Genomic DNA, 16702 nt, shown 5'->3' with positions numbered 1-16702 from the left:
TGCTTTTCTGAAACCTCGGGAGTTTCTTCGCCGTTTGGACATGGGGCAAGAGACAAGAATGGAGGGACGTATGATCCACAAAAATTGGGCTGAATTGATTAAACCACAGCAGCTGGACGTGAAGGTGGGCAATGACCCGGCACGTCAGGCGACTGTGATCGCAGAACCGCTTGAGCGTGGTTTTGGTTTGACGATGGGCAACGCGCTGCGCCGCGTTCTGATGTCTTCGCTGCAAGGCGCTGCCATCACATCCGTACAGATTGACAACGTTTTGCACGAATTCTCCAGCGTTGCTGGTGTACGTGAAGACGTGACCGACATCGTTCTGAACCTCAAGGGTGTTTCCTTGCGTATGGAAGTCGAAGGGCCAAAGCGCCTGTCGATTTCTGCAAAAGGCCCTGGCGTTGTGACAGCTGGTGACATCTCTGAGAGCGCCGGGATCGAGATCCTGAACCGCGATCACGTGATCTGCCACCTGGATGACGGTGCCGATGTCTACATGGAACTGACCGTAAACACGGGCAAGGGCTATGTTGCAGCGGACAAAAACAGACCGGAAGACGCGCCAATCGGGTTGATCCCGATCGATGCGATCTATTCGCCAGTGAAAAAAGTGTCTTATGACGTGCAGCCGACCCGCGAAGGTCAGGTGCTGGATTATGACAAGCTGACGATGAAAGTCGAAACCGACGGTTCGATCACGCCAGACGATGCAGTCGCATTTGCTGCGCGCATTCTGCAAGATCAGCTGTGCATCTTCGTCAACTTCGACGAGCCTGAATCTGCGTCGCGTCAGGATGATGATGACGGCCTGGAATTCAACCCGCTGCTGCTCAAGAAAGTAGACGAGTTGGAACTGTCCGTGCGTTCCGCAAACTGCCTGAAGAACGACAATATCGTGTATATTGGCGATCTGATCCAGAAGACCGAAGCCGAAATGCTGCGCACGCCGAACTTTGGCCGCAAGTCCTTGAACGAGATCAAGGAAGTGCTGTCGGGTATGGGTCTGCACCTTGGTATGGACGTCGAGGACTGGCCACCGGACAACATCGAAGACCTCGCCAAGAAGTTCGAGGATTCGTTCTAAGAATTCATGCGGTGGGGAGCGATCCCCACCACATGCAAGACTGGGCCACGAGGGCCCCAAGGAGAGTTGGCGCTACGCACGCCAGCCGGACAAAGCAAAACCGCCCGTAGAGGGCATATCGTTGGAGACTAGAAAATGCGTCACGCACGTGGTTACCGCCGCCTGAACCGTACTCATGAACACCGCAAGGCGTTGTTCTCGAACATGGCAGGCTCGCTCATCGAACATGAGCAAATCAAAACAACCTTGCCAAAAGCAAAAGAATTGAAGCCGATCATTGAAAAAATGATCACGCTTGCCAAGCGCGGCGATCTGCACGCGCGCCGTCAGGCAGCAAGCAAGCTGAAGCAGGACCAGTATGTCGCGAAATTGTTCGACATCCTTGGACCCCGCTACAAAGACCGTCAGGGCGGCTATGTGCGCGTGCTGAAAGCGGGCTTCCGTTATGGCGACATGGCACCGATGGCGATCATCGAATTCGTAGACCGCGACCGCGACGCGAAAGGCGCAGGCGACAAAGCCCGCGTTGCAGCATACGAAGTTGCCGAAGACTAAAGCCATCTGCCTTGCAGATGATTTTAAAGCCCCTGCCTGCGCAGGGGCTTTTTGCTTTTATGCCTTCGGCGAGGATTTTGGACCATTTGGAATATGGGTGTTGCGAAAGCACCTATGGCTGCGCATATCTGGTGTATGAAATATATCCTGATCCTGCTCGCCCTGATTTCCTTGCCCGTCCATGCGCAGACTGTTCCGAGCTCTGCGGTGCAAATGCAGCTTAGCTTTGCGCCCTTGGTGAAAGAGGCCACGCCAGCCGTCGTGAACATCTATGCGCGCACGATTGTGCAAAGCAGTCGCACGCCGCTGCAATCCGACCCGTTTTTTGAACGCTTTTTCCAAAGCCCTGACGCGGGTCGCCCACGGGTGCAAAATTCGCTCGGGTCGGGGGTGATCTTGTCAGAGGACGGGATTGTCGTGTCGAATTATCACGTGGTGGGGATGGCGACGGACATTCGTATTGTCCTTGCCGACCGGCGCGAATTTTCCGCCCGCGTGATGTTGAGCGATGCCGATAGCGACCTTGCCATCCTCAAGATTGACGATGTGGCCGACCTGCCGTTTCTGTCCTTACGCGACAGTGACGGGGTCGAGGTCGGCGAACTGGCTTTGGCCATCGGGAACCCGTTCGGCGTGGGGCAGACTGTCAGCAGCGGCATCGTATCTGGCCTTGCGCGGTCCGGGGGCATGAACGGCGGTGGGCAGGGGTATTTCATCCAGACCGACGCGCCGATCAATCCGGGTAATTCAGGCGGGGCATTGATTGATATGCAGGGGGACCTGATCGGCATCAACACGTCAATCCTGACCAGTTCCGGCGGGTCCAACGGCATCGGTTTTGCCATTCCGGCCAATCTGGTTGCAGAGTTTATGGGGCAGGCGCGCAGAGGTGCGACGCGTTTTGCACGCCCTTGGGCGGGGCTGAGCGGGCAGGCCGTTGATGCGGATATGGCTGCCCCCTTGGGGTTGGACCGGCCGGGCGGCATTATTCTGTCGGGGTTACATCCGGTCAGCCCGTTTCTGGCCGCAGGGTTTCGGGTGGGCGATGTGATTATCGCGGTCGACGGTGAGGATGTGCATTCCCCCGCCGAGATGATCTACCGGATGAGCGTGGCGGGGCTGGGCAAGCAGGCTGTGATCACGCGCCTGCGTGATGGGGCGCAGACCGATCTGGTGGTGTCCCTGATCGAAGCGCCGGAAGAGCCTTCGCGCGACACACTTGTTTTGGGCGATCGCGAACTGCTGCCAGGGCTGGAACTGGCGCGGATCAATCCTGCGGTACTGGCCGAGCTGAATTTGTCACTGGAAATATCCGGGGTCGCGGTAATGGGCGTGGGGCCCTTTGGCATGCGGGTCGGTTTGCGCCCCGGCGATGTTATTCTGGGTGTGAATGGTCAAGAGGTCGAATCCCCCGATCAGGTGCGCGAGGCATTCAAGGGGCGGCGGCAGGCCGAACTGGTTGTGCAGCGCGGCGGGCAGCGGTTGTCGCTGCGGTTTCGGATCTGATCCTTGAGCGATTTATTTGGCAGCATTGAGACGGTAACCGAGGGGGGGCATCGCCCGCTTGCGGACCGGTTGCGCCCGAAAACATTGGCCGAAGTGATCGGGCAAGGTCAGGTCCTTGGGCCAGAGGCACCGTTGACTGTGATGCTGGAGTCGGGGTCCTTGGGATCGTTGATCTTTTGGGGGCCGCCGGGCGTTGGCAAGACGACGATTGCGCGGCTGTTGGCCGATGAGACCGATCTGCATTTTGTCCAGATCAGCGCCATTTTCAGCGGCGTGCCCGAATTTCGCAAAGTATTCGAGGCGGCCAAGATCAGGCGGCAGAACGGTCAGGGGACATTGCTGTTCGTGGACGAGATCCACCGTTTCAACAAGGCGCAGCAAGACGGGTTTTTGCCGCATATGGAAGACGGCACCATTCTGTTGGTGGGCGCGACCACGGAGAACCCGTCTTTCGAGCTGAACGCCGCGGTGTTGAGCCGCTCTCAGGTGTTGGTGCTTGAACGCTTGCCGCTTGCCGATCTGGAGAGTTTGGCCCGGCGGGCCGAGGCGGAATTGGGCCGTGGTTTGCCGCTGGACAGTGCTGCACGCGAAAACCTGCTTGAGATGGCGGATGGTGACGGGCGCGCCTTGCTGAACCTGATCGAACAGGTTGCGGCGTGGAAGGTTGATGGCGTGCTGGATGGCAAGGCGTTGTCGGGCCGTTTGATGCGCCGTGCCGCCCAGTACGACAAGGGGGGCGACGCGCATTACAACCTTATCTCTGCGTTGCATAAATCGGTGCGCGGGTCTGATCCCGATGCGTCGCTGTATTGGCTGGCGCGGATGCTAGAGGGCGGCGAAGACCCGCGTTATCTGATGCGGCGGATCACGCGCATGGCTGTCGAAGACATCGGGCTGGCCGATCCTCAGGCGCAGGCAATCTGCCTGCAATCATGGGAAACCTATGAACGGTTGGGATCGCCCGAGGGCGAATTGGCGCTGGCGCAGGCTGTGACCTATCTGGCCCTGGCCCCGAAATCGAACGCCGCTTATGTGGCCTATAAATCCGCGCGCCGTGCTGCAAAACAGACAGGGTCGGCCCCGCCACCCAAACATATCATGAATGCGCCAACCAGCATGATGAAAGACCAGGGCTATGGCGCGGGTTATGCCTATGATCATGATGCAGAGGACGGGTTCTCGGGGCAGAACTATTTTCCCGACGGGATGGACCGGCCGCAACTCTATCAACCGGTGGAACGCGGGTTCGAGCGCGACTTGAAAAAGCGGCTCGATTACTTTGAAAAGCTGCGCAGCGCGCGCAAAACTTGACAATCCGCGCACAAAGCGTGAGAGACCGCAGATGATTTCATCCCTGTTCCTTGTGGCTATTGGTGGCGCTATCGGTGCGTCCTTGCGATTTTTGTCGGGCGTCGCTGTGTTGCGCGCTTTCGGCCCGCAGGATTTCCCCGTTGCGGTGCTGGGCGTGAACATTCTGGGGTCGTTCCTGATGGGGCTGTTCGTCGTCGTTGCAGCGCAAAAGGGGCTGACACAGTACAGCCCGTTTGTGATGACGGGCGTTCTTGGCGGGTTTACGACGTTTTCGGCGTTCTCGCTGGAAACGGTAACATTGATCGAGCGCGGCCAGATCGCATCGGCGGGGATATATGTGGCACTGTCAGTCGGACTGTCGGTGCTAGGATTAATGCTGGGCCTGTATGTGGCCAGAGGAGTATTTGCATGAGCCGGGTTCAAAACCTGATCATTGAGCAGGGTGACGGGGATCAGCGGTTGGACCGCTGGTTCAAACGTATGTTCCCGCTGATCAGTCAGGGGCGCATCGAAAAGATGTGCCGCAAGGGTGACATTCGCGTTAATGGCGGGCGTGTCAAAGCGTCAACACGGCTGGAGGTGGGGCAGGAAATTCGCATTCCGCCGCTCCCCGATACCGAAGCCCCGCCGCCGCCAAAGCGCACGCGGATTTCGGACGCGGATGCCAAGTTCATCCGGTCGTGTGTGATTTACCGCGACGATTATATCATCGCGCTGAACAAGCCTCCGGGGTTGCCCGTTCAAGGCGGGTCGGGCCAGTCGGATCGCCATGTCGATGCCTTGGCTGATGCGCTGATGTTCGATCTGGATGAAAAGCCGCGGCTTGTGCACCGTCTTGATAAAGATACCTCCGGTGTCTTGATCATGGCGCGCACGCGGTCGATTGCGGCTGATCTGACGTCGTCGTTCCGACACCGCCAGACCCGCAAGATCTACTGGGCAGCCGTCGCAGGCGTGCCGCATCCCAAGAACGGGACGATCAAGTTCGGCTTGGTCAAGGCGTTCGGTCACGGGGCGCGGGGCGAGGGCGAAAAGATGTACTGTGTCCACCCCAAGGATATGGACACCACCGAAGGGGCCAAACGTGCCACGACCGACTATGCGACACTGGCGCAAGCCGGCACGCGCACCTGTTGGGTCGCGCTGATCCCGGTGACGGGCCGCACGCACCAGCTGCGCGCCCACATGGCCGAGATCGGGCACCCCATTGTCGGTGACGGCAAATACGGTGGCTCCGGTCAGGAAAACATGGGCGACGGTTGGGGCGCACAACTGGGCGGCGACATCTCGAAAAAGCTGCACCTGCATGCGCGGTCCCTGACGCTTGAACACCCCGTGACCAAGGCTACGCTGAACCTGATCGCGCCAATGCCGGATCACATGGCGCGGACATGGGATACGTTCCAGTGGTCGCCCTCCGATGTGCCTGCCGACCCGTTCGAGGAGGACTGGGCGTGAGCTCAGACCTGCGGCTGGTGATCTTTGATGTCGACGGGACGCTCGTTGACAGTCAATCGGATATACTGGCCGCTTTTGCGCAGGCGTTTGCCCATGCGGGGCGGACCTTGCCTGCGCCGGCGCAGATCATGTCGATCGTCGGGCTGTCGCTGGATGTTGCGATCGCGCGGCTTGTGCCGGACATCTGCGATGCGGACGGCGCTGCGATGGTCGAGGCCTATAAAGACGCCTATGTCACCTTGCGCGCATCGACACCCGCGCAGCAGTCATCGCCCTTTTACCCCGGCGTGCACGAAGGGCTGACCCTTTTGAAGGCCATTCCCGAAATGCTGTTGGGGGTGGCGACCGGCAAGTCGAAACGCGGCCTGGACAAGCTGATCGAAGCGCATGGCCTTGAGGGCATGTTCGTGACCCGACAGGTGGCGGATTTTCACCCGTCCAAACCGCATCCGTCGATGATCTTGCAGGCCATGGCTGACACGGGCGTCGGGCCGTCGCAAACTGTGATGGTCGGGGATACCAGCTATGACATGGATATGGCCGCAGCAGCGGGTGTGGCGGGCATTGGCGTCAGCTGGGGCTATCATACCCGCGATGCGCTGACTGCGGCGCGGCACATCATTGACCGTTTCGATGAGCTACCTGCGGTCTTGAGAAAAATTTGGAGCGTTTGAGAATGAGTGATTGGAAAGCGAAACGGTTTTGGAAAGACGCGCAGGTTGTCGAAGCTGATCGGGGTTACACGGTTGAACTTGACGGTCGCCCGATAAAAACGCCGGCCAAGCAATTGCTGGTGTTGCCGACAGCCAAGATGGCCGAAGCGATTGCCGCAGAATGGCAGGCGCAGGACGGCGTGATCAATCCGCAAACCATGCCCTGCACCAAAACTGCCAATGCCGCGATTGACAAGGTCGCTGTCCAACATGCCGAGGTCGCCGACATGCTGGCGGCGTATGGCGATTGTGATCTGCTGTGCTACCGCGCGGACAGCCCGCAGGAACTGGTTGACCGGCAGGCTGCTATCTGGGATCCGATGCTGGACTGGGCAGACCAAATGCTGGGCGTCCGGTTGCAGACCCGCGTTGGCATTATGCATGTCCCCCAAGACCCTGATGTGGTCGCCGATCTGACCCGCCGCACCCATGCACTGGACCCCTTTGAACTGGCTGCGTTTCACGATCTGGTCAGCCTGTCAGGATCGCTTATTTTGGGGTTTGCCGCCGCGATGTCAGCCCGCGATATGGATTCGCTTTGGGACATGTCGCGCCTGGATGAGATCTGGCAGGCCGAATTATGGGGCAAAGACGATGATGCCGAGGCATTGGCAGCAGTCAAAAAGGACAGTTTCTTGCATGCCAAGTGGGCGTTTGACCTGAGTAATGGAAGATTATTGCAAATGTAGGCTCGGGCAGGGGGCTCAGTCTGTTTTTTGGGGTTAAAGCCTTGACGTTCTGGCGCTAAATCGCCCAAACTTCGTCGCACTAATGGGATCAATCCATTAAGATAACCTCCGACCCAAAAGGTGTCGGTTTAACCGCCCATTAACGTGGCGGAAATCAGGAAGAGGTAACTATGAATAAATCCGTATTTTTTGGTGCGATGACAGTGGCTGGCCTTATCGCCGGTGCGTCTGCTGCAGCAACACTTGACGACGTAAAAGCGCGCGGCAAGCTGAACTGTGGTGTGACAACCGGTCTGGCCGGCTTTGCTGCACCAAACGCCAGCGGCGAATGGGAAGGCTTTGACGTCGCGGTATGCCGCGCTGTTGCTGCCGCCGTTCTTGGCGATCCGGCTGCCGTTGAATTCATCCCGACAACCGGCAAGACACGCTTTACCGCGCTTGCTTCGGGCGAAATCGACTTTCTTGCACGCAACACCACATGGACATTCTCCCGTGATGTTGACCTGAAGTTCGACTTCATCGGTGTGAACTACTACGATGGCCAAGGCTTTATGGTTCCAAAATCCCTGGGCGTTTCTTCCGCCAAGGATCTGGACGGCGCGACTGTCTGCATTCAGACCGGTACAACAACCGAACTGAACCTCGCTGACTTCTTCCGCTCCAACAACATCTCGTACGAGCCCGTGCCAATCGAGACAAACGCCGAAGGCCAGCAGCAGTACCTTGCCGGTGCATGCGACACATACACAACTGACGCATCCGGTCTGGCCGCGACACGTGCCACATTCGAGGCTCCTGGCGATCACATCATTCTGCCAGAAATCATCTCGAAAGAGCCTTTGGGCCCACTCGTACGCCACGGCGACAACGAATGGGGCGATATCACGCGCTGGACGCTGTACGCTCTGATCGCTGCTGAAGAGCTGGGTGTGACATCCGCAAACGTCGAAGAGATGGCTGCAAGCACAACAAACCCTGAAGTTGCCCGCCTGTTGGGTACCGAAGGTACGTTGGGTGAAATGCTGGGTCTGGACGCCGCATGGGCCAAGAACGCAATCGCGTCTCAGGGCAACTACGGTGAAATCTTTGCCAAGAACATCGGCGAAGAAACTCCAATCGGTCTGGCTCGTGGCCTGAACGCTCAGTGGACAGACGGCGGCCTGATGTACGCGCCTCCTTTCCGCTAAGAACCTTGCCAAAGGGCGTGGAGTTTTCTCCGCGCCCTTTGCGCTTTTCAAGACCAACTAACAAACCCGGCCAGAGACATCGAATGATGCGCAAGAAATGGGTCCGGAACACAGGGATAATCTGATGACGACAATGTCCGACCCTCAACGGGGCTCGTTCCGGCTGTCGATGTTGCTAAACGACACCCGCTATAGATCCTACACCTTCCAATTTATCGCTTTGCTGCTTTTGATTGCGCTGATGGCCTTTTTGGGCATCAACCTTGTGCGCAACCTAGCCGAAGCCGGTCTGAACATATCGTATGATTTCCTGGGGGTTCCCGCAGGTTACGATATCAACCAGACACTTATTGATTACAACAGCCAGTCGTCGAACCTGCGCGCTGCTGTGGTGGGGATCATCAACACCCTGCTTGTTGCGTTCCTTGCCTGTCTGACTGCCACAGTGATCGGTGTCATCGCCGGTGTTGCGCGCCTGTCCAAGAACTGGCTCGTGTCCAAGCTGATGTCTGTCTATGTCGAGATCTTCCGCAACATTCCTGTGCTGATCTGGATCTTGATGATCTACACGTTGATGACTGCGGTGCTGCCGGCACCAAACGCATTCCGCGGTGATAATGCCACGTCCAGCATGGTGTTTGACGCCTTCGCCTTTACCAACCGTGGCGTTTATATCCCTGCGCCTGTTTGGGGTCCGGGGTCGATGTTGGTCGTCGCGACCTTCATCCTGTCGATTGCCGCAATTTTCTTTTATCGCCGCTATGCCGTCAAACTGCTGTTTGAAACGGGCAGGCTGCTGCCGACAGGCTGGCCGACCTTGGCGATCCTGATCGTACCGACCCTGTTGATGTTCTTTATCATGGGCAGCCCCATCGGATTGGAGATGCCCGAGCTCAAAGGCTTTAACTTTAAGGGCGGTATCCAGATCGGTGCGCCGTTGATCGCGCTGTGGCTGGCCTTGTCGGTCTATACCGGCGCTTTCATCGCTGAAAACGTGCGCGCGGGTATCCAGGCGATTTCCAAAGGCCAGACCGAGGCCGCGTCGTCGCTGGGTCTGCGTCCCAAGCGCGTTATGAACCTTGTCGTGTTGCCGCAAGCGCTGCGCGTCATCATTCCGCCGCTGATCTCGCAATACCTGAACATCACCAAAAACTCGTCCCTCGCGATCGCAGTTGGCTATGCCGACATCACGGCGACGCTGGGCGGGATCACCTTGAACCAGACGGGCCGCGCGATTGAATGCGTGCTGTTGCTGATGCTGTTCTATCTCACGATCTCGTTGTCGATTTCTGCGATCATGAACGTCTACAACAACAACGTCAGCCTGAAGGAGCGGTAATATGTCAGATACACATGCCCACACCGTTACCTATGTCCGCGAGACGATGCTGCCCCAGTCGGCACCGCCATCCACGGCACAGGGCCCGGTCAAATGGCTTCGCGAAAGCCTGTTTTCGTCGATCCCCTACACGATCCTGACACTTGCATCGCTTTACGTGATCTACGTCGTTTTGGCGGGCTTCCTGCCCTGGTTGCTGGGGGGTGTTTGGAACACGTCGAACATCCGCGAATGCCGTGACGTATTGGATGGCGCTGCGGGGGGCTGTTTCTCGGTCCTCTCCGAGCGCTGGAACCAGTTGTTGTTCGGTATCGCATATCCGCAAGACGGGTACTGGCGCCCGACACTGGCCTTTGTGCTGTTGTTTGTCGCAATCGCGCCGGTCTTGTTCTCGTCGGCACCACGCAAGCTGCTGGTCGTTACTGCGGTCTATCCGTTTGTTGCCTTCTGGCTGATCTGGGGCGGGTCCCTGCTTGTGCCTTTGGCCGCGCTTGTCAGCGTCGGCGTTGGTTATACCGTCTATAGCAAGCTTGTGAAAACCAGCTTTGCTGCGGGTCTGGCCGGTGGCATCGTTGCCGCTGCGGTGATCTGGACGATTTTAGGGTTCATCACCCCGAGCCTGTCAGGTTTCCTCGCGCTCGAGGAAGTGGTGTCGCGGAACATGGGTGGCTTCATGCTGAACATGATCCTCGGGGTGATCTGCGTCTCGTTGTCCTTGCCGTTGGGTATTTTGTTGGCCCTTGGCCGTCAGTCCCGCCTGCCCATCATCAAGATGATCTGCGTGGTCTTCATCGAATTCATTCGTGGCGTCCCGTTGATCACCCTGCTGTTTGTTGCAAACGTGGTTCTGGCGTACTTCCTGCCACCGGGTACCAACTTTGACCTTATCCTGCGCGTGATTATCATGATCACCATGTTCGCCTCGGCCTATATCGCCGAAGTGATCCGGGGCGGGTTGGCCGCATTGCCGCGTGGCCAATACGAAGGGGCCGAAAGCCTTGGCCTTGATTATGCGCAGTCCATGCGTCTGATCATCCTGCCGCAAGCGCTGAAAATCTCGATCCCGGGTATCGTTAACGTTGCTGTGGGCCTGTTCAAGGATACCACACTGGTCTCGATCATCTCGATGTTCGATCTGGTTGGGATGATCCGTGGACCGATCCTCGCTTCGACCGATTGGAACGGCGTCTATTGGGAACTCTGGGGCTTTGCCGCCTTGTTGTTCTTCGTCGTCTGCTACGGCATCTCGCAATATTCACAATGGCTGGAACGTCAACTCCAGACCGACCACCATTAAGGAAAGGCTGTAATCATGGCTGAACAAGCAAAAGCATTGAAGGTCTCTGACGAGGTCGCAATCAGCATCGAGAAGATGAACAAATGGTATGGCACTTTCCACGTGCTGCGCGATATTGATCTGACCGTATATCGTGGTGAACGTATCGTTATTGCGGGCCCGTCCGGTTCGGGTAAATCGACGCTGATCCGTTGCATCAACGCATTGGAAGAGCACCAGAAAGGCCGCATCGAAGTGGACGGTACGGTGTTGTCTTCGGATGTGAAAAACATCGACAAGATCCGGTCAGAGGTTGGCATGTGCTTTCAGCACTTTAACCTATTCCCGCATCTGACCATCCTTGAGAACTGCACGCTGGCACCGATCTGGGTTCGCAAGACACCCAAGAAAGAAGCCGAAGAAATCGCGATGCATTTCCTTGAAAAGGTTAAGATCCCTGATCAGGCTGACAAGTATCCCGGTCAGTTGTCCGGTGGTCAGCAGCAGCGTGTGGCCATCGCGCGCAGCCTGTGCATGCGTCCGCGCATCATGCTGTTCGATGAACCCACATCCGCGCTTGACCCTGAAATGATCAAGGAAGTTCTGGATACCATGGTCGAACTTGCCGAAGAAGGCATGACCATGCTCTGCGTGACCCACGAGATGGGCTTTGCCCGTCAGGTCGCCAACCGCGTGATCTTTATGGATGAAGGTCAGATCGTTGAGCAGAACGAACCGGAAGAGTTCTTTAACAACCCGCAAAGCCCACGGACCAAGCTGTTCCTGAGCCAGATTTTGGGTCACTAAATCATGAAGTAGGGCGGGGGTGACCCCGCCTTATTTTATTCCGGCGCAGATAAATCGCGCGGAACGACGATCTGGCTCATCTTGCCCATGCGCCAATCAATGTCAGACCAATCATCCACATCAAAAGTGACAGCAAGGGTTGCGCCCGTCGGGTAATGGCTGATGCCATCCCTGTTTGGCGGCGTCTTGACGATCATTTCAGCCATGGCTGCGATGCCGGGGTTATGCCCGATCAGCAGAACCGTTTCACCAGTGGCCTGCTGCACCTGCGCCATGATCTGTTCCGGGGCAGCAAGGTACAGATCGCGGATGAATTTCACATCAACGGTGCTATCAAGCCCAAGGTTCTTCAGCGTTTCCACGGCTCTGGTCGCCGTGGAACACAAGACCGTATCGGGACGAAGCCCCTTTTCCTTGAGCCACACCCCCAGCAAAATCGCATTTTGGTGCCCACGGGCATTTAGGGGGCGGTCATGGTCGGATGACAGTCCTGCGGACCAATCCGATTTCGCATGGCGCATGAGGATGAGACGTTTCATCTTAACCCTGGCGGATAATACTGCCGGCACCATGTTCGGTAAACAATTCCAGCAAGCAGGCATTGGGCGCACGACCGTCAAGGATGACCGCAGCGCGAACGCCGCCTTCAATCGCTTGAAGCGCGGTTTCGGTTTTCGGGATCATACCGCCCGCAATCGTGCCGTCCGCGATCATCTCGCGGATTTGCGCGGCGGTCAGTTCGGTCACAACCTCGCCGGCCGCGTTTTTCACACCAGCGACATCGGTCAGCAGCAACAAGCGATCCGCCTTGAGCGCGGCCGCAATCGCGCCGGCTGCGGTGTCGCCGTTAATGTTAAACGTCTCGCCGTTGCGGCCCATACCAAGGGGCGCAATCACCGGAATGATGCCCTTGTCCGCCAGGTCACGCAAAAGACGCGGGTTAACCTCTGTAGGGGCCCCTACAAGGCCCAATTCGGGGTCTTCCTGGTCGCAGATGATCAGGCCGCTGTCCTTGCCAGAGACGCCCACACAGCGCCCGCCTTGGGCTGTGATGGCTTGCACGATGCGCGCATTCACAAGCCCGGACAAAACCATTTCGACCACTTCCATGGTCGCGGCATCTGTAACGCGCTTGCCGTTAATAAACTCTGACTTGATATTCAGCCGCTTGAGCATGTCGTTGATCATCGGGCCACCGCCATGGATGATCACAGGGTTGACCCCGACCTGACGCATCAAGGCGACATCGCGCGCGAATTCTTCCATCGCTTCGTCGCTGCCCATGGCGTGGCCGCCCAGCTTGATGACGACAGTCGCGTCTGCATAACGTTGAAGATAGGGCAAAGCCTGGCTTAGGGTTTGCGCCGTGGCGATCCAATCGCGGTTCATGTCTTGTTTTCTCATTCTATACCTAAGGCTTCCACCAACGCACATTATTCCAATGTGCTAATGATCGCACGCAATGTAGGAATTCCCCAACCCTTTTCCGAGGACGTAACGACGATCTCGGGGTAGGCGGCGGGGTGTTTTGCCAGGGCCGCGCGCACTTGGTCCAGTATCTTGGCGCGCTCCGCCTCTTTTACCTTATCTGCTTTGGTCAAAACGCATTGAAACGTGACCGCAGAGCTATCAAGCAACGACATGATTTCGTCGTCGACCTTTTTGACGCCGTGGCGGGCATCGATCAGAACAAAGGCACGGCGCAGGGTCTGCCGACCCGACAAATACTGCTTGAGCAGGCGTTGCCATTTCTCAACCACGGGCAGCGGGGCGTTGGCATAGCCATAGCCGGGCAAATCGACCAGATAATGGTCTTCACCCGCCGTGAAATAGTTGATTTCCTGGGTGCGCCCGGGGGTGTTGGACGCACGCGCCAGTGCTTTCATGCCGGTCAGCGCATTGATCAGGCTCGATTTGCCAACATTCGACCGCCCGGCAAAGCAGACTTCCATCCGGTCAGCCGGCGGCAAGCCGTCCATGGCAACAACGCCTTTTACGAACAGGGTCTCGCCTGCGAACAGCATGCGACCCTTTTCAGCGGTAAACGCGTCCGGCTCATCCGCGATTTTGAATTGAATTTGCATCAGATTACCTCTGCTTTGTCACCAAGCGCGATGTCGCCTGATTGAATGATCTCAGCATATACGCCAAAATCCTGATGGCCAAATGCGCTGTTCAGGATATCAAGAGTTGCCGTGTCGCGCTGGCCGGTGATCGGGTTGGTATTGGTGACGGCGCACCGCTCGATAGGTTCGCGAATCCGCAAAACAGCCGATCCCAGCTTGATGTCGCGCCCGATCCAGCCGAATTCGGCCCAGGCAGCGGCATCATCCAGCCAGATATTCCCGCGCCAGCGTTCTTTGGTGATCTTAACGCCCAATGCATCGGCGACCGCACGATGCGACGCTGCATTCATGATGGATACCGACGGGTAGGGGCTGTCGGTCATGCCACGATCCGGGGCCGCGACAATCGCCGTAGGTGCAGCCCGATCTGCGGGGCAAAGCGGGGCGACCCAGTCAAGAAAGCGCGCGGCATCCGTCGCGTCATCGGGGGCGAAAGTCAGCGGTTCAAGATCTTGGTGGGTCAAGGTTACACGGCGGTTGACCGTATCCAGCTTGGCCCAGATGCCGACAAGACCGGGCGTGCGGGACCCGATCATGAAGTTATGGCAGCTCGCCCATTCGGGGTTGTCCGCGTCAAACTTTGCGGCCTCGTGGGTCACTGCCCACACCCGATCCCAGGGCATCGTTTGCCCTTGGATCAGGTGCACCAGTTCAATTGCCTCGCGCCCGTGGCTTTTTATTGGATGCCGGTAAAGGGCGCAGACTTGCATTACTTTTTGCCTTTGGACGGTGCCTTGGTATCGTTGGCAGCCGTCTTTTTTTTGCGTTTCAGCCCGCCGGTGATGTTGCCCAGAATGTCTGGTTTATATCCCTGACTGCGCATGATCAGATATTGCTGGGTAAAGGTGATGGTGTTGTTCGCAATCCAGTAGACGACCAGACCCGACGCAAAACCACCAAGCATGAACATGAACACCCAAGGCATCCAGGCAAAGATCATCTGCTGGGTTGGATCGGTGGGGGCAGGGTTCAGCTTTTGCTGCAAGAACATCGAGATGCCCAAGAGCAATGGCAAGATACCGATGAACACCAACGCCATGACCGAACCCGCATCGGGGGATGCCCAAGGCAGCAGGCCATAGAAGTTGAAGATCGACGTGGGATCAGGCGCGCTGAGATCCTGGAAGGGACCAAAGAAAGGCGCATGGCGCAGTTCGAGCGTGACAAAGATCACCTTGTACAGCGAGAAGAAAATCGGGATTTGCATGACAATCGGCAAGCAGCCCGCAGCGGGGTTCACTTTTTCCCGCTTGTACAGTTCCATCATGTTTTGCTGAAGCTTCTGACGGTCGTCGCCGGCATCTTTCTTCAGTTTTTCCATCTGCGGCTGAAGCTCTTTCATCTTTGCCATCGAAACATAGGATTTATAGGCAAGCGGGAACAACAAGGCTTTGATCAACAAGGTCAGGCCGATAATCGCGATGCCCATGTTGCCGATCAGAAGGTTCAGGTGATGCAATACCCAGAAAATCGGTTTTGTCAGGAAAAAGAACCAGCCCCAATCAATGGAGTCGATGAATTTATAGACGCCTTTTGCCTCGTACTCGCGCAGGATTTCCCATTCTTTCGCCCCGGCAAACAGCTGTGTCGTTACCGTCGCAGTGGCACCTGATGCAATCGTTTGTGTCGGCAGGACCGCTTCGGTCTGGAAAATATCTGTATTGGGCAGGTATTTTACGGTCAGACGGGAGGCCTGTGCAGGATCGGGAATAAGGTTGGTCATGAAGTAGTGACCGGTAAAGCCGATCCAGCCGTTCGTGACACCGTCAATACGCTCCGAAGGGACGCCATTCACGGGATCAAGATCGGGGATATCCTCCCAACCTGTCTCCAGAAGTTCGCCATTGTTCATGGCAACCATACCTTCGTGCAGGATAAAGAAGTTCTGTGCGTCCGTCGGAATGCCGTGCCGCGCGATGATCCCGTAAGGGGCCATCGTGACAGAATTTTCTGCCGTGTTTTCAACGGATTGTTCGATGTTGAACATATAGTTTTCATCGATCGAGATCACGCGCGAGAAGACCTGTCCGGCACCGTTGTCCCAGGCCATTGTCACAGGGCTGCCGACGGCCAGAGTTTCACCCTCGACCAAAGACCAAAGGGTGTTCGGGCCTGGAACCTGCTCGGGGGCGATACCGGCACCCGCCGCCCAACCGTAAAGCGCATAATAGGCATCTTCGGTCCCGGCGGGCGACAAAAGCGTCACGATGGGCGCATCGTCGTCGATCGTTGTCTTATAGTCCTTGAGCATCAGGTCATCGACCCGGCCGCCCAAAAGCGAAATCGAACCGGTCAAACGGGCCGTTTCAACGGGAATGCGTGGTGCCTGTTCAAGCGCGTCTGCGCGGGTTTCGGTAGAAGTGCCGACGGTCGCCGTGTCGGTCCCGATGGGAACAGTCGCCGTGGGCGCAGTCGCGCCCGTCGGAGTTTGCGCCGCTGTTTCGGTTGTGACCCCGTCGACGGGGGTGCCTGTTTCAGGAGGCGGAAACAACACAAACCACCCAAGGATCACTATGAAACTTAGGACCGTCGCTAGGATGAGATTCTTGTTCTGATCGTCCATATGACCGCCACCTGATGTCAATAATATCAGCGTGGGTTCAACAGAGTGCAGCACCAAAGGTCAAGCGGATTCGGCCTTTCTTCTG

General features: G+C 57.3%; 17 protein-coding genes. 12 read left to right on the top strand and 5 right to left on the bottom strand.

Annotation, left to right across the window (positions count from 1 at the left end):
- Positions 1-70 precede the first annotated feature (70 nt).
- From ACSQ13_RS11630 to ACSQ13_RS11575, 12 genes are all read left to right on the top strand, one after another.
- A complete protein-coding gene (locus ACSQ13_RS11630; protein ID WP_295509922.1) occupies positions 71-1087 on the top strand; it encodes a DNA-directed RNA polymerase subunit alpha in 1017 nt (338 codons plus the stop codon).
- Positions 1088-1222: 135 nt separating this feature from the next.
- Positions 1223-1642, top strand: coding sequence for a 50S ribosomal protein L17 (gene rplQ / locus ACSQ13_RS11625; RefSeq protein WP_176250635.1), 420 nt, complete (start codon positions 1223-1225; stop codon positions 1640-1642).
- A 135-nt stretch (positions 1643-1777) separates the two neighbouring features.
- Complete coding sequence (locus tag ACSQ13_RS11620; RefSeq protein WP_295509993.1) at positions 1778-3148, top strand: trypsin-like peptidase domain-containing protein; 1371 nt, start codon at positions 1778-1780, stop codon at positions 3146-3148.
- Between the two features lie 3 nt (positions 3149-3151).
- Positions 3152-4459, top strand: a complete 1308-nt coding sequence (locus ACSQ13_RS11615; protein WP_295509919.1) for a replication-associated recombination protein A — start codon at positions 3152-3154, stop codon at positions 4457-4459.
- Between the two features lie 31 nt (positions 4460-4490).
- Positions 4491-4871 carry a fluoride efflux transporter CrcB gene (gene crcB / locus ACSQ13_RS11610; RefSeq protein WP_176250633.1) on the top strand — a complete coding sequence of 127 codons (381 nt, stop codon included), beginning with the start codon at positions 4491-4493 and terminating at the stop codon, positions 4869-4871.
- Positions 4868-5917, top strand: coding sequence for an RluA family pseudouridine synthase (locus ACSQ13_RS11605; protein WP_176250632.1), 1050 nt, complete (start codon positions 4868-4870; stop codon positions 5915-5917). Before crcB ends, ACSQ13_RS11605 begins: the two co-directional genes overlap by 4 nt.
- A complete protein-coding gene (locus tag ACSQ13_RS11600; RefSeq protein WP_176250631.1) occupies positions 5914-6591 on the top strand; it encodes an HAD-IA family hydrolase in 678 nt (225 codons plus the stop codon). The genes ACSQ13_RS11605 and ACSQ13_RS11600 overlap by 4 nt, the downstream gene beginning before the upstream one ends.
- A 2-nt stretch (positions 6592-6593) precedes the next feature.
- Positions 6594-7319 (top strand): ATP12 family chaperone protein, encoded by a 726-nt coding sequence (locus ACSQ13_RS11595; RefSeq protein WP_176250630.1) that lies wholly within the window; start codon positions 6594-6596, stop codon positions 7317-7319.
- A gap of 170 nt (positions 7320-7489) precedes the next feature.
- On the top strand, positions 7490-8506 hold the full coding sequence (locus tag ACSQ13_RS11590) for an amino acid ABC transporter substrate-binding protein (RefSeq protein ID WP_176250629.1): 1017 nt from the start codon (positions 7490-7492) through the stop codon (positions 8504-8506).
- 124 nt (positions 8507-8630) lie between these two features.
- Positions 8631-9845 carry an amino acid ABC transporter permease gene (locus ACSQ13_RS11585; RefSeq protein ID WP_176250628.1) on the top strand — a complete coding sequence of 405 codons (1215 nt, stop codon included), beginning with the start codon at positions 8631-8633 and terminating at the stop codon, positions 9843-9845.
- Between the two features lies 1 nt (position 9846).
- On the top strand, positions 9847-11142 hold the full coding sequence (locus ACSQ13_RS11580; protein WP_295509906.1) for an amino acid ABC transporter permease: 1296 nt from the start codon (positions 9847-9849) through the stop codon (positions 11140-11142).
- A 15-nt stretch (positions 11143-11157) separates the two neighbouring features.
- On the top strand, positions 11158-11928 hold the full coding sequence (locus ACSQ13_RS11575; protein ID WP_176250626.1) for an amino acid ABC transporter ATP-binding protein: 771 nt from the start codon (positions 11158-11160) through the stop codon (positions 11926-11928).
- Between the two features lie 35 nt (positions 11929-11963).
- Here ACSQ13_RS11575 and ACSQ13_RS11570 read toward each other — a convergent pair whose 3' ends face one another.
- Genes ACSQ13_RS11570 through yidC form a run of 5 tightly spaced genes read right to left on the bottom strand, consistent with a single transcriptional unit; the run spans position 11964 to position 16617 of the window.
- Positions 11964-12467, bottom strand: a complete 504-nt coding sequence (locus ACSQ13_RS11570) for a SixA phosphatase family protein (RefSeq protein WP_176250625.1) — start codon at positions 12465-12467, stop codon at positions 11964-11966.
- Position 12468: 1 nt separating this feature from the next.
- On the bottom strand, positions 12469-13332 hold the full coding sequence (gene argB / locus ACSQ13_RS11565) for an acetylglutamate kinase (RefSeq protein WP_176250624.1): 864 nt from the start codon (positions 13330-13332) through the stop codon (positions 12469-12471).
- A 29-nt stretch (positions 13333-13361) separates the two neighbouring features.
- Complete coding sequence (yihA, locus tag ACSQ13_RS11560) at positions 13362-14012, bottom strand: ribosome biogenesis GTP-binding protein YihA/YsxC (protein WP_176250623.1); 651 nt, start codon at positions 14010-14012, stop codon at positions 13362-13364.
- Positions 14012-14764 carry an MOSC domain-containing protein gene (locus ACSQ13_RS11555; protein WP_176250622.1) on the bottom strand — a complete coding sequence of 251 codons (753 nt, stop codon included), beginning with the start codon at positions 14762-14764 and terminating at the stop codon, positions 14012-14014. The genes yihA and ACSQ13_RS11555 overlap by 1 nt, the downstream gene beginning before the upstream one ends.
- On the bottom strand, positions 14764-16617 hold the full coding sequence (yidC, locus tag ACSQ13_RS11550) for a membrane protein insertase YidC (RefSeq protein WP_176250621.1): 1854 nt from the start codon (positions 16615-16617) through the stop codon (positions 14764-14766). The genes ACSQ13_RS11555 and yidC overlap by 1 nt, the downstream gene beginning before the upstream one ends.
- Positions 16618-16702: the final 85 nt, after the last annotated feature.

The sequence above is a fragment of the Sulfitobacter sp. SH22 genome (assembly GCF_965641905.1).
GTDB lineage: Bacteria > Pseudomonadota > Alphaproteobacteria > Rhodobacterales > Rhodobacteraceae > Sulfitobacter.
Note: the sequence above shows the minus strand (reverse complement) of the source record. Positions and strands in the feature narration are given on the sequence as shown.